This is a genomic window from Mesorhizobium sp. M0016 (assembly GCF_040324035.1).
Lineage (GTDB): Bacteria > Pseudomonadota > Alphaproteobacteria > Rhizobiales > Rhizobiaceae > Mesorhizobium.
In genome coordinates this window covers 22561-35951 of record NZ_JAMYVM010000015.1, presented here as the reverse complement: position 1 = coordinate 35951, position 13391 = coordinate 22561, and the positions used below count along the sequence as shown (strand labels likewise).

Sequence of the window (13391 nt, the reverse complement as noted above, 5' to 3'; positions counted from 1 at the left end):
GCAAGCCTGTCAGTCTTGCTTAAATGGTGAACGAAAATTTCCTGCTGTTCACTATTGGGATACAGTCCATTCTGAGTTTGCCGCCTTTGCCATTGCCAGGCGGCCCCTCATATAGGCGTGGACAGCGGCAAGAGCCGCAAACCGAAGGGAAGGAGCAAGACAATGCTCGACCAGATCAAGGGCCTGCATCACGTGACGTCGATGGCCGGCGATGCGCGCCAGAACAATAATTTCTTCACGCACAAGCTCGGCCTGCGCCGGGTCAAGAAGACCGTCAACTTCGACGCGCCAGATGTCTATCACCTCTATTATGGTGACGAGCACGGTACGCCCGGCTCGGTGATGACCTATTTTCCGTTCCCGGACATTGCCAGGGGTCGCCACGGCGTCGGCGAGGTCGGGACCACGGCCTATTCGGTGCCGGCCGGCACGCTCGGCTATTGGGAAAAGCGCTTCGCCGATGAAGGCGTTGCGGGTGTCTCCGGCGAAGAGACGTTCGGCGAGAAGCGGCTGGCCTTCGCCGGTCCCGACGGCGACGGTTTCGCGCTGGTCGAAGACAAAGCGGACAGCCGCGCGCCATGGTTGAAAGGCGGCATTCCCGCTGATGAGGCCATACGCGGCTTCCACTCGGTCTCCCTCAGATTGAAGGATGGTGGCGCCACGGAAGAGCTGTTGAAGTTCATGGGCTATGAGCAAGTGGACAAGTCCGGCAATGTCAGCCGGCTCGCCATCAAGAACGGCAACGGCGCTGACGTCGTCGATATTGAATCGCTGCCTACGGCGGGCTTTGCCAATCTCGGCGCCGGCTCGGTCCACCATGTCGCCTTCGCGGTGGAGAACCGCGCCAAGCAGCTCGAAGTGCGCAAGGCGCTGATCGATACGGGTTACGGCGTGACGCCGGTGATCGACCGCGACTATTTCTGGGCGATCTACTTCCGCACGCCGGGCGGCGTGCTGTTCGAAGTTGCGACCAATGAGCCGGGTTTCGACCGCGACGAGGACACTGCCCATCTCGGCGAGGCGCTGAAGCTGCCGACGCAGCACCAGCATCTGCGGCCCTATCTTGAAGAGCATCTGCAGAAGCTGGAGGGCTGAGACGATGAGCAAGGAAGCTTACATCCATAAGGCGCTGCCGGGTTCGCCCGGCGGCCCCCTGCTCTTCGTCTTTCACGGCACCGGCGCGGACGAGAGCCAGCTGCTGTCGCTCGGGCGCGACCTCGCATCGCAGGCGACGATCGTATCGCCGCGCGGCGATGTTTTCGAGCATGGTGCGGCGCGTTTCTTCCGCCGCACCGGCGAGGGCGTCTACGACATGGACGACCTCGCGCGGGCGACCGCCAAGATGGCCGGTTTCATCAAGGCGCAGGTGGCAGCGGCAAGGCCATCTTCGGTCTTGGGTCTCGGCTATTCCAACGGCGCCAACATCCTGGCGTCCGTAATGTTCGCCGCGCCCGAGCTGTTCGATGCCGCGGTGCTGATGCACCCGCTGATCCCGTTCGAACCGCACGTGCAGGGCAGCCTTGCCGGACGCCGCATCCTGGTCACCGCCGGCAAACGCGATCCGATTTGCCCGCCCAACCTGACATCCCGGCTGGAGGCCTATTTGCGCGCCGATGGCGCCGATGTCACAGTGGAGTGGCACGATGGCGGCCACGAAATTCGGCCAAACGAGATCGAAGCGGCGAGGCGGCTTTTTGCCGATGCGCCGGTTGAAGGAGCAAGCGATGCCTGACGAATTGCCTGAGATCGAACTCGAGGACCGCGGCTCGAAGGGACGTTATGTGCTGCGCGGACCCGGTGGCGCCGAGGCGGAAATGACCTTCACCAAGGTCGGCGAGCACCAGATCATCATCGATCACACCGAAGTGCCGGACGTGTTTCGCGGCCAGGGCGCCGGCCTTCGGCTCGTCACCCGCGCCGTCGAGGATGCGCGGGCAGTGGGCAAGAAGATCATCCCGCTCTGCCCCTTCGCCAACGCCCAGTTCCGCCGCCATCCGGAATGGGCGGATGTGCTGAAGCAATAGACCTTTTTCCCTTCTCCCCTTGTGGGGTGAGCAGCCGGTTCGCCGCAGGCGAATTCATCGTGCCGGTGGCATGATGAAAGGCCGGCGAACGCCGGGACGCTGCGAAGCAGCGGGGACCGGCAGGTGGTCGGAGTCGCTCAGCCACAAGAGCGAACGCCTCTCTGGCATTTGCGCAGTTCGGCCTTCTTGCCTAAGTACACAGTTCGCTGCGGTTCGTCCGCTCCTGCCAACTGACCGAATGGCTTCCTGATGACCGAATCCGATCTCGTCCCCGTCTTCGACGGCCACAACGACACGCTGCTGCGACTGTACCAGTCGAAAGACACCGACGTCGAAAAGCTGTTCATGGAGGGGACGCAGGGCGGTCATATAGATCTGCCGCGCGCCAAGAAGGGCGGCTTTGCCGGCGGCATGTTCGCGATCTTTCCACCGCCGGTCGAGAAGAGCAAACGCTCTGCGGTGCCGCCGGCGCCGAGCGACAATGAGCCGTTGCCGCCGGAACTGCCGCGCGCTGATGCGCTCAATTCCACCATCGGCATGGCCTCGATCCTGTTTCGGCTGGAGCGAGCGGGGGCGCTGACCGTCTGCCGCAGTGCCGGTGACATTCGCGAGGCGATGGCGAAAGGGTCGATCGCGGCGTTGTTTCATATTGAAGGCGTCGAGGCGATCGATCCCGAACTTACCTTGCTCGACGTGCTCTACGAAGCCGGCCTGCGCTCGCTCGGCATTGTCTGGAGCCGACCCAACGCCTTCGGCCATGGCGTCCCGTTCCGCTTTCCGTCGTCGCCCGATACCGGACCGGGGCTGACCGATGCCGGCAAGGCGCTGGTCAAGGCCTGCAATCAGCTCAAGATCATGATCGACCTGTCACATCTCAACGAAAAGGGCTTTCGCGATGTCGCCGCGCTCAGCGATGCGCCGCTGGTCGCCACTCATTCCAACGTGCATGCGCTGTGCACCCATTCGCGCAACCTGACGGACTGGCAGCTCGGCGCCATCCGCGAGACCGGCGGCATGGTCGGGCTCAACTTCGCAACCGGCTTCCTGCGTGAAGACGGACGGATGAACTCGGACACCAGCCTCGACATCATGGTGCGCCATGTCGACTCGCTGCTGCAGGCGCTGGGCGAGGACGGCGTCGGTCTCGGCTCCGATTTCGACGGCGCCATGATCCCGGCGGTCATCGGCGACGTTGCCGGTCTGCCAAAGCTGGTAGATGCGCTGGCCGCGCGCGGCTTCGGACGCGCGCTGATCGAGAAGATCGCCTATCGCAACTGGCTGAACGTTCTCGAAAGAACCATAGGCTGAGGCTTAAGCGCCCATGCGCTTCAGCCAATCCTGGCCGCCGCGATCCCTGATCATCGGCAGCGGGTTCTCCCAGTCCAGCCGCGCGCAGATGCGGTAGACTTCGAGCGTCTCAGCGCTCATTTCGCCGCGCTTGTAGAAGTACATGGCGGCGGCATAGCGGGTACGACCCGACCATTTTTCGCCGAGCGGCGTGTTGACCAGCTGCCACTGTTCGGCGGCTTCCGTCTCATCATCCGGTTCGTCGGCCATGATCAGAAATCCGCCGGCGGATTGGCGGTGCGGCGGTCGAGCTTGATGAAAGGACGGGCCACCACCTTGGCCCGCTTCATCAGCTTCTGGTACTGCAACTCGCGCATGGCGTAGATCTCGACCCAGAGGTCTTCCACCATCGTATCACCATAGGGACGCGTCAGCGAGGCGATGGCGATATTGCGCTTGGCCATCGGCGACCAGATGGCGGCGCTGACCAGCCCGACCTCCTGATGCTTCTTGTGGTAGACGATGGCGTGCTCGGCCGGGATGTTGCCTTCGATCTCCAGCCCGACCAGCATGTGGCGCAGCTTGCGTTTGGCGCGCGCTTCGAGGATGGCGCGGCGGCCATTGAAATGGCCTTTTCCCAAATCGACCATAAAGCCGAGACCGATCTTGTCCGGCATGCGCAGACGGTCGGCGCGAATGGCATGGTCTGCGGTGGTGAAGTCGGCATTGGCGACGATCAGGCCGGCTTCCAGCCGGGCGCGGTTGAGGGCGGCGTAGCCGATGGCGCGGATGCCGCGCAGTTCGCCTGCCGTCATCAGGCGGTCCCAGAGGCTGAGCGCTTTTTCGGCCGGCACGAACAGTTCGTAGCCGAGATCGCCGGTGAAGCCGGTGCGCGAGATGGTGATAGTGCCGCCATCGTGCGGGAATTCGGCGAGATCGAACACTTTGAGTTTTTCAACGCCGGCAAAGCCGGCCTCGCGCAGCACGGCGAAGGAGGTTGGGCCTTGCAGAGCGAGACCAGCGACGCTTTCAGTCTCTTCTTCGACGGTCACTTCGAAACCGATGGCGCTGTCGAGCAGCCAAGGCAGGTGCCGCTCCTGCGAACACAGGCGGAAGCGGGTCGGTGACAGCCGGAACAGCGTGCCGTCATCGAGGACAAAACCTTCGTCGTCGCACCATGCGGTGTAGTGGACGCGGCCCGGTTTCAGCTTGGTGACATCGCGCAGCGTGACGCGATCGAGGAAGGCTTCGGCATCCGGCCCCTCGATGCGGTATTTGGTCATCGGCGAGATGTCGAACAAAGCCGCCTGGCTGCGGATGGCGAAATATTCGAGTTCCTCGTCCCACAGCGAATGCGGCGCGCGATAGCCGGCCCAATTGTACCAGTCCTGGGTTCTGGCCAGCGCATCGATGCGCGGCTGGAACGGCGTGGCGAGACGCAGTGTGCGGAAATGCGACTGAGCTGTGGCGTGGGCGGCGTTGTTGATCGGACTCGTCATGACGGCATTCCTTCGCCGTAGAGTGCGGCGTTGACTGGCTGAAACATCCGATCATCCCTTCATCGCGATGATGCGCCGCGCCGCATTCAAACCGGGAGCACCCGAAACGCCGCCGCCTGGATGCGAACCGGCGCCGGCCAGGAACAGCCCCTCGATCGGCGTGTCGTAGCCCGACCAGCCGGAGACCGGCCGCGACATCAACATCTGGTCGGCCTGCAATTCGCCGTGGTGCCAATGGCCCCCCGGCATGCGGTAGTTGGCTTCGATATCGGCTGGCGTCAAAAGCTCGGCATGCAGCACGGACTTGCCGATACCGGGGGCGTAGGCTTCGAACTGCGCCATAACAGCCTTGAGGAATTTCGGCTTGCCGGCATCCCAACCCTCTTTCAGCGCATAAGGCGCGTATTGCACGACAGCCGACAGTACACAGGCGCCGCTTGGCGCGAGCGACGGGTCGGAGAGCGACGGCAGTGTGATCTCCATCACCGGTTCGGCTGAGAACTCGCCATATTTTGACGGGTTGAAGGCGCGCTCGACATGGTCGGCCGAGGGCGCGATGACCAGACGGCCCTTGTGATTATCGGCGCCGACGCCGGAAAATTGCGGTTGCCGTTCGAGCGCCAGATGGAGCTTCGCCGCGTCGCCCCTCATGCGGATGTTCTTTACCTTGCGCACGAAACCCGTGTCGATCTCGCGCGGGCCGACGAGATCGAGCATGGTCGTCGCCGGGTTGATGGCGGAGACGATCGTTCTGGCGTGCAGCACCTCGCCGCCGTCGAGGGTCACGCCGAGGGCGCGCCCTTTCTCGACGACTATTCTGGCCACGAGCGCTGCCGTGCGGATGGTGACGCCGGCTTTCTCCGCCGCCGCGCGAATGGCGGCAACGACCGCACCCATACCACCTTTCGGCAGCATCTGTGCCCCGGCCGCACCGTCAGTCTCGCCGGCCAGCCGGTAATAGAGGCCAAGCAGCGAGGTCGGCGAACGCGGGCCGAGGTGGCTGCCAAGCGTGGCGTCGAAGGCAAGCAGGCCCTTCAGCCTGAGATCGGCAAGCTGTTCGTCGAGCAGGTCGGCGACGTTCAACAGGAGAACGCGCAGGAAGTCGCGCATGTCTTCCTTGCCGAGCTTTTTCAGCGCCACGGCCGTCTGGCCGAGCGCTGCGGTTTCAAGCAGGGACATGCCACCGAGATCGGGCGGGCGCCGCGACAGGAACGGTTTCAGGATGCCGGCATAGCGCATGAGTTGCGCGCGCAATTCCTTCCAGGCGGACTGCTCGGACGGAGTGGAGCCGGTCAGCACTTCGCCATAGGCGCCATGCAGGACAAGCGGCGGGCCGTCCCTCGCCAAGGCGACCGACGGAATGAAGTCTGCGCGGGTGACCTGCAGCCCGTGTTTCTCCAGCTCCAATGTCTTCACCACGTCGGGGTGCAGGCGGTTCAGCACATGCGCGATCGAGGAGACCCGAAAACCTGGCGCAAACTCTTCGGTGCGCGCCGCGCCGCCGACATCGCCGGCCGCTTCCAGCACCAGCACCTTGCGGCCGGCTTTCGCCAGAGTGGCGGCAGCGACAAGGCCGTTATGGCCGCCGCCTATGATGATGGCATCAAATGACGTCATGGGCCGGGCTCATATGGGAGGTCGATTTGGCGAGGTCGCGCAGGATCTCGGCTGCCGCATTGCGGCCGGGTGCGCCCATGACGCCGCCGCCGGGATGTGTCGAGGAGCCGCACATATAGAGCCCGCCGACCGGCGAGCGGTATTGTGCGTAGCCCGGCACCGGGCGGTTGAACAGCAGCTGGTCGAAGGTCAGCTCGCCCTGGAAAATGTTGCCTTCGGTGAGGCCGACCTCGGCTTCGATCTCGCGCGGCGTGCGCACCTCCATATGGACGATGCGGTCGCGGAAGCCTGGCGAGTATTCGGCGATCTGCGCAACTACGCTTTCGGCGAAACCGTCGCGGTCGGCATCGGTCCAGTCGCGGCCGTTCACCTTGGGCGGTGCGTACTGCACGAAGCAGCTCATGAAATGCTTGCCCGGCGGCGCCATGGTCGGGTCGAGCGTCGTTGGGATGACCATGTCGAGGAATGGGTCGGCCGACCAGCGACCGGCCTTCCAGTCGTCATAGGCGCGCTCCATGCGCTCCATGGAATCGGTGAAATGCATGTCGCCGCGATAAACGGGTGAATCCTTCGGCAGTGCCGGGAATTCCGGCAGAGAATCCAGCGCGATGTTGACCTTGCCGGAGGAGCCGCGGATCTTGAAGTTCCTGACCCGCCGCAGGAAAATGTCGGGCAGTTCCTTCTCCTCAACCAGTTTCAGGAATGTGCGTTTGACGTCGGCGTTGGAGACGACGAGCTTGCCGTAGACCTCCTCGCCGCCGGCCAGCACCACGCCCTTGGCCTTGCCTCGGCTCACCAGCACATGGTCGACCTCGGCGCCGGTGCGGATAGCGCCGCCGGACGCCTTGAATGAAGCGGCGAGCGCCTTGGTGACGGCGCCCATGCCGCCGCGCGAATAGCCCCAGGCGCCGACCGAGCCGTCGACCTCACCCATATAATGGTGCAGCAGCACGTAGGCTGTGCCGGGCGACATCGGCCCGAGCGCGGTACCGATAATGCCGGACAAAGCGAAGTTCGCCTTGATGACATCCGTCTCAAAATATTCGTCGAGGAATTCCGAGATCGACATGGTCCAGAAGCGCAGCGTCAGCGCCATTTCTTCTGATGACAGGCCGACGAATTTCTTGCCGAGATAGAGAAGCTCTCCGAGGTCGCGCGGCTTGAGACTGGCCGGGTCCGGTGCGGTGCGCATCAGCAGCGGCTGGATGAAACGGCACTGCCGCGTCACGTCGCGCGAATAGCGGTCATAGGCCTCCGCGTCGCGCCTGGAGAAGCGGGCGAATTCGCGCCGGTGCGCATCGTGGTCACGGTAGTTGGCGAGGTAGTCGCCGTCGCGGGTGAACACGGCGCCGCCTTCATAGGAAATAACCTGCAAGCCGAAACGCGGCAGTTCGAGGTCGCGCATGATCTCGGGGCGAAACAGCGAGCAGACATAGGAGCAGTTGGAGTAGAGGAAGCCCGGCGTCAGCTCGCGGCTGGTGGCGGCGCCGCCGACCCAGTCGTTCTTTTCCACCACCAGCACGTCGAGCCCGGCGCGTTGCAAATAGCAGGCGTTGACCAGGCCGTTGTGTCCGCCGCCGATGACGATCGCATCCCAAGCTTTCATTCGCGCCCAGCCTTCATGGTGCTCGACCCTTCATTTTCCGCGTGATTTGTCGCCGAATGCGCGGAATTTGGCACGGCAGCGGCTATTCTGTCCAGCCATTCTGAATGAATGTTCAACAAATGATATTGCGTTTTCCTGTTAATACGCTACGCTTTGCCGGCATTCGAACCTGCGCAATTCGGCTGACGGGACTTAAGGTCTGATGATCGAAACGGCAGATGGCGAGCCGGAATATGACGACGCCGCGATCCGCTTCCTCGAGGCGCTGTGGGGCGAGGGCTATCTGTCGCCGGGCGGACCAGACGAGGTCGACCGGGTGGTCGAAGGGCTGTCGCTCAGGGGCAAGACGATCCTCGACATCGGCTGCGGCTCCGGCGGCATCGCGCTGCATCTGGTGGAGCGCCACGGTGCTGCTCATGCCACCGGCTTCGACATCGAGCGGCCGGTGATCGAGGCGGCCAGAAAGCATGCCGCTGCACGAGGGCTTTCAGACCGCGCCAGCTTCGTCCAGGCGCCGCCGGGGCCGCTGCCTTTTGCCGACGCTTCGTTCGATGTCGTCTTCTCCAAGGATGCGCTGGTGCACGTGTCCGACAAGGACGCGCTGTTTGCGGAAATCTTCCGCGTGCTGAAGCCGGGCGGCGTCCTTGCCGCCTCCGACTGGCTGATCGGCCATGACGGCGAGCCGTCATCTGAGATGAAGGCCTATGTCGCGGCCGAAGGCCTGTCCTTCGCCATGGCCTCGCCGGCACGCTATGCGCAAGCGATGCGCAGCGCCGGCTTTGCCGATGTCACTGTGAAGGACCGCAATTCTTGGTACCGCGAGGTCGCACGCGGCGAGCTGGAAAGGCTGAAAGGCCCGCTCTACGAGACGGCGGCAGTCGCGGTCGGAGCGGCCTATGTCGACAAGAACATCAAGACCTGGGAAGCCATGCAGAAGGTGCTTGACAGTGGCGAGCACCGTCCCACTCATCTTCGCGGGTGGAAGCCGGCTGTGGTGGGATAGCCGGCAATGTGGAGCATGACGGCACCGATGAAAGCTGCAGCGCGGGAAGAGCGATCCTCCGACACGTCTGGAAAAACCGAGCCGGAAAAACGCGGCCGCAAGGCGTCGAAGGAGGTCAGGCAACAGCAGCTGATCGAAGCGACCATCGATTCGCTGGCCAAGCGCGGTTATTCGGAAACGACGATGGCCGATGTCGCTGACGGCGCCGGCCTGTCGCGCGGCATCGTCAACTTCCATTTCGAGAGCAAGGAGAAGCTGCTCGTCGCCACGCTGGCCTATATGGCCGACGAATATGCGGCGCATTGGCGCGTCGCGCTGACCAAGGCCGGCGAGGATCCAGCCCGGCAGCTGCGGGCGCTGGTCGCCGCCGATTTCGACCGTTCGATCTGCAACAAGCGCAAGCTCGCGGCGTGGTGCGCGTTCTGGGGCGAGGCCAAGTCGCGGCCGACCTACCAGGCGCTGTGCGGCGCGCGCGACGCGGCCTACCAGAAGATCTTCATCGACCTCTGTGCCACGCTCAAGCAGGGCGGTGGTTATGGCTATGAGCCGCAGGTCATGGCGCTGGCGCTCAGCGCCATGCTGGAGGGCTTGTGGCTGCGGCTGATGATGGGGACCGAGGACGTCACCCGTGAGAGCGCGCTACAGGCGGCAAACGAATTCCTGTCGGCCGCCTTTCCGAAGCACTACCCGCCGGACAGCGGACGTTGACAACAACCGGCGGATCCAAGCCGGAGCGAACAATCAGAAACAAAGAGGATGGAACAGCATGAAAAGAATAGCCCGACGCCTGACACTGACATTGGCGCTGACGGCGACGCTGGCTGGTTCGGCCGCGGCGATTGCGGTCCCCGCCGACAAGGACCTGATCGTGTTCGACTGGTCCGGCTATGAGGACCCGAGCTTCCACCCCAAATATGTCGAGAAGAACGGCGACTCGCCGACCTTCGCCTTCTTCGGCGACGAGGACGAAGCCTTCGAAAAAGTGCGCTCCGGCTTCAAGGCCGATCTTGGTCATCCCTGCTCGCAGAGCGTGACAAAGTGGCGCGAGGCGGGGCTGCTGCAGCCGCTCGACACCTCGAAGATCACCGGCTGGAAGGATCTCAATCCCGGCATCATGGCGATGAAGGATCTGGCCACCACTTCGGACGGCAAGGCCTGGTTCATGCCGTGGGACTGGGGCAACACCCAGCTCACCTACAACTCCGACAAGATCGACGCGAAGGATGTGCAGTCGCTGAAGGCCTTCGCCGATCCCAAGTTCAAGGGGCGGGTCTCGATCGGCGACAATGTCGACGACGCCTATGCGCTGGCCAGCCTTGCCATGGGGCTCAAGGACTGGACCAAGATGACGGACGACCAGTTCAAGCAGGCGTCCGACTTCCTGCGCCAGGTGCACAAGAATGTCCGCTCCTACTGGACCGATACCACGGACGTCGTCCAGTTGCTGAGCGGCGGCGAGGTCGATCTCGCCTGGGCATGGAACGATGCCACGGTACAATCCGTCGCTGCCGGTGTGCCGATCAAGTCCAAGAAGGATACGGACGAAGGCATCTCGACCTGGGTCTGCGGCTACGTGCTGTTCAAGGACGCACCCGGCAATGTCGACAAGGCCTATGACTACCTCAACGCGATCAACGATCCCGAGACCGCCAAGGTGCTGGTCAAGGACTGGGGTTATGGCCAGGCCAACGCCAAGGGCATGGCCGGCGTCGACCCGGCGATCCTGAAAGAAAAGGGCTATGACGATGTGCAGAGATTCGTCGACAAGACCCTGTTCCAATCGCCCGTGCCGTCGTCGCTCAAGCTCAAGATGATCGCCGAATTCGAGAAGATCAAGGCGGGGTACTAAAGCTCTGTCCGGCTTCCTCCGTCTGCCTGTCAGTGCGCCGGGCAGACGGTCTCGCCAAGGCCGCTGAAATTCCGTAACGTCGCCCGGCCGCTTTTCGCGATGAGGAGTTTCGCGCCATGAATTCCATGCTTCGCCGCCTTGCTCTTGCTGCCGCCCTTACGGTCGGCGCAGGCGCCGTGCTTGCTTATGCCGAAGGCGGCGGAGACCTCGTCGTGTTCGACTGGTCGGGTTATGAAGATCCGTTGCTGCACCCCGACTACACCGCCAAATACGGCGCCGAGCCGACCTTTGCTTTCTTCGGCGACGAGGAGGAAGCGTTCCAGAAGATGCGCGCCGGCTTCAAGGCCGACATCGCCCACCCCTGCTCGCAAAGCGTGACCAAGTGGCGCGCGGCCGGCATTCTGCAGCCGCTCGACACCTCCCGGATCGCCGGCTGGCAGGATCTCAATCCCGGCATCATGGCGATGAAGGATCTCGCCGTCACCGCCGACGGCAAGGCCTGGTTCATGCCGTTCGACTGGGGCAACACTTCGCTGCTCTACCGCACCGACAAGGTCACGGCGGAGGAAGCGCAGTCGCTGAAGATTTTCGCCGATCCCAAATTCAAGGGCCGCGTCACCATCGGCGACAATGTCGATGACGCCTATGCGCTGGCCAGCCTGGTCATCGGCCTCAAGGACTGGACCAAGATGACCGACGCGCAGTTCCAGGAGGCGTCCGCCTTCCTGCGTGACGTCCACAAGAACGTCCGCTTTTACTGGACCGACGACACCGACCTCAACCAGGCCTTTACCGGCAATGAGGTCGACCTCGTCTGGGGCTGGAATGAGACCTTCGTGACGCTCAAGGGCCAAGGCATGCCGATCGCCATGAACCGCGACACGAGGGAAGGCATATCCACCTGGGTGTGCGGCTATGTGCTGATGAAGGATGCGCCGGGGAAGCTCGATCAGGCCTATGATTTCCTCAGTGCGGTCAACGCGCATGCCGTGTCCGATTACTTGGTCAAGACCTTCGGCTACGGCCACGGCAACAGCGCCGGGATGGCCGCGATCGACCATCAGGTGCTGAGCGACCGTGGCTTCGACAATCTCGACAAGTTCTTGGACAAGACGCTGTTCCAGCAGCCGGTGCCGCCTGAGCTCAAGCAGCGCATGGTCACGGAATTCGAGAAGATCAAGGCCGGCTATTGAGCGACAGGACTGAAAGAACCGATGTCGTCATCGTCGGCGCCGGTTTCACGGGCCTGTCGGCTGCGCTTGAGCTGAGAAAGGCCGGCATCGATGTCGTGCTGCTCGAAGCACGCGACCGCGTCGGCGGCAGGGTCGAGGCTATTCACAACGGGCTTGGCGAGCGCATCGACAGCGGCGGCCAGTTTTTCTGCGAAGACATGCCGGAGGTGACGGCGCTGGCCGCGTCCCGTGGCAAGGCCTTCGTCGAAACCTATGTGAATGGCGATTTCATCACCCATCCATCGCTGTCGGTCGAAGAGGCCGAACGGACCTATCATGGCGCGATGGCAATCCGCGAGCGGATGAATGCGATCGAGCCGGACGATCCCTCGATCGCCGGCATGAGCGCTGCCGCCTGGCTCGAACGCCAGCATGATCCCACTGACGCCAAGACGGCTTTCCGCTCGATGATCGAAGGCCTGTGGTGCCTGGCGATGGACAAGGTGCCGCTGTGGTACCTCATCGACAATGACCGCCGCATCACCAACGAGGTGCCTGAGCTGCAATATTCGCTGCTCGAAACCATGCAGTCGCTGGCCGAGGATATGGCCGGAGATCTCGGCGACAGGGTTTGGCTGAACGAGCCGGTTACGCGCATCGAGCACGGCCCGCAAGGGGTTCGTGCCGTCTCGGCAGGCAGCTCCATCGAAGCGCGAAAAGTGCTGGTCGCGCTGCCGCCGGCGACGGCCGCGAAGCTGGATTTCGCGCCCGCTCTGCCGCCGGCTCTCGCAAAGGCGCTCGGCGTCTGGGAAAGCGGTGCGGTGATCAAGATCCTGGTGCGCTATCCCACGCCGTTCTGGCGCGAGCGCGACCTGTGCGGCATGGTGATGTGGCGCGACCTGCCGGGCCTGTTCGCCTGTGACGCCAGCAAGGATGCGCAACATGCCGCGCTGGTCGTCTTCGTCGGCGGACCACTGGCGTTGCGTTGGCGTCCGCTCGCGGACGCGGCGCTGCGTGCGGAGGTCACGGCAAGGCTCGTTGATGCCCTTGGCCCGGAGGCGGCCGGCATTATCGATTTCAGCCAGCGCGACTGGATCGATGACCGCTGGAGCGGCGGCGCCTACAGCGACCTAATTGTCGATGTGACGGCACGGGATGCCGAGCGCACGATCCGTGCCGGCGCTGCCCCGGTTCATTTAGCATCGTCGGAACTGTCGCCGTCATTCCCGGGCTATGTCGAAGGCGCCATCGTGATGGGGCGGATCGCAGCCAAACAGATCGCGACGGAACTTAAAATTCTTAGTGGAGCATGATCTTATTCCGAAAATCGGTTC

Annotated in this window: 13 protein-coding genes; 9 read left to right on the top strand and 4 right to left on the bottom strand. The window is 63.4% G+C overall.

Annotated elements, in window-relative coordinates:
- The first annotated feature begins 162 nt into the window (after positions 1–162).
- The 4 genes from NKJ88_RS20820 (at position 163) to NKJ88_RS20805 (ending at position 3332) form a co-directional block, all read left to right on the top strand.
- The gene (locus NKJ88_RS20820; RefSeq protein WP_023824990.1) at positions 163–1095 is read left to right on the top strand and encodes a VOC family protein; all 933 of its coding nucleotides are present in this window, start codon (positions 163–165) and stop codon (positions 1093–1095) included.
- A gap of 4 nt (positions 1096–1099) precedes the next feature.
- Positions 1100–1732 carry an alpha/beta hydrolase gene (locus NKJ88_RS20815; RefSeq protein WP_352445251.1) on the top strand — a complete coding sequence of 211 codons (633 nt, stop codon included), beginning with the start codon at positions 1100–1102 and terminating at the stop codon, positions 1730–1732.
- Positions 1725–2024 (top strand): GNAT family N-acetyltransferase, encoded by a 300-nt coding sequence (locus NKJ88_RS20810; protein WP_023683956.1) that lies wholly within the window; start codon positions 1725–1727, stop codon positions 2022–2024. Before NKJ88_RS20815 ends, NKJ88_RS20810 begins: the two co-directional genes overlap by 8 nt.
- Before the next feature lie 249 nt (positions 2025–2273).
- Positions 2274–3332, top strand: coding sequence for a dipeptidase (locus NKJ88_RS20805; protein ID WP_352445248.1), 1059 nt, complete (start codon positions 2274–2276; stop codon positions 3330–3332).
- A 3-nt stretch (positions 3333–3335) separates the two neighbouring features.
- Here NKJ88_RS20805 and NKJ88_RS20800 read toward each other — a convergent pair whose 3' ends face one another.
- Genes NKJ88_RS20800 through NKJ88_RS20785 form a run of 4 tightly spaced genes read right to left on the bottom strand, consistent with a single transcriptional unit; the run spans position 3336 to position 8033 of the window.
- On the bottom strand, positions 3336–3581 hold the full coding sequence (locus NKJ88_RS20800; RefSeq protein WP_023690115.1) for a hypothetical protein: 246 nt from the start codon (positions 3579–3581) through the stop codon (positions 3336–3338).
- Positions 3582–3583: 2 nt separating this feature from the next.
- Positions 3584–4810, bottom strand: coding sequence for an aminomethyl transferase family protein (locus tag NKJ88_RS20795; protein WP_352445246.1), 1227 nt, complete (start codon positions 4808–4810; stop codon positions 3584–3586).
- Positions 4811–4861: 51 nt separating this feature from the next.
- Positions 4862–6427 (bottom strand): phytoene desaturase family protein, encoded by a 1566-nt coding sequence (locus NKJ88_RS20790; protein ID WP_352445245.1) that lies wholly within the window; start codon positions 6425–6427, stop codon positions 4862–4864.
- Positions 6414–8033, bottom strand: coding sequence for a phytoene desaturase family protein (locus NKJ88_RS20785; protein ID WP_352445243.1), 1620 nt, complete (start codon positions 8031–8033; stop codon positions 6414–6416). Before NKJ88_RS20785 ends, NKJ88_RS20790 begins: the two co-directional genes overlap by 14 nt.
- 202 nt (positions 8034–8235) lie before the next feature.
- On the opposite strand from NKJ88_RS20785, the gene NKJ88_RS20780 reads away from it, so the two are divergent.
- The 5 genes from NKJ88_RS20780 to NKJ88_RS20760 all read left to right on the top strand — a co-directional run bounded on the left by NKJ88_RS20780 (position 8236) and on the right by NKJ88_RS20760 (position 13370).
- Positions 8236–9036, top strand: coding sequence for a class I SAM-dependent methyltransferase (locus NKJ88_RS20780; RefSeq protein WP_023690119.1), 801 nt, complete (start codon positions 8236–8238; stop codon positions 9034–9036).
- A 27-nt stretch (positions 9037–9063) separates the two neighbouring features.
- A complete protein-coding gene (gene betI, locus NKJ88_RS20775; RefSeq protein WP_023690120.1) occupies positions 9064–9744 on the top strand; it encodes a transcriptional regulator BetI in 681 nt (226 codons plus the stop codon).
- 58 nt (positions 9745–9802) lie between these two features.
- Positions 9803–10885, top strand: a complete 1083-nt coding sequence (locus tag NKJ88_RS20770) for an ABC transporter substrate-binding protein (RefSeq protein ID WP_023690121.1) — start codon at positions 9803–9805, stop codon at positions 10883–10885.
- A 116-nt stretch (positions 10886–11001) separates the two neighbouring features.
- On the top strand, positions 11002–12078 hold the full coding sequence (locus NKJ88_RS20765; RefSeq protein ID WP_023690122.1) for an extracellular solute-binding protein: 1077 nt from the start codon (positions 11002–11004) through the stop codon (positions 12076–12078).
- Positions 12075–13370, top strand: a complete 1296-nt coding sequence (locus NKJ88_RS20760) for a flavin monoamine oxidase family protein (protein ID WP_352445240.1) — start codon at positions 12075–12077, stop codon at positions 13368–13370. Before NKJ88_RS20765 ends, NKJ88_RS20760 begins: the two co-directional genes overlap by 4 nt.
- The last annotated feature ends 21 nt before the right edge of the window (positions 13371–13391 follow it).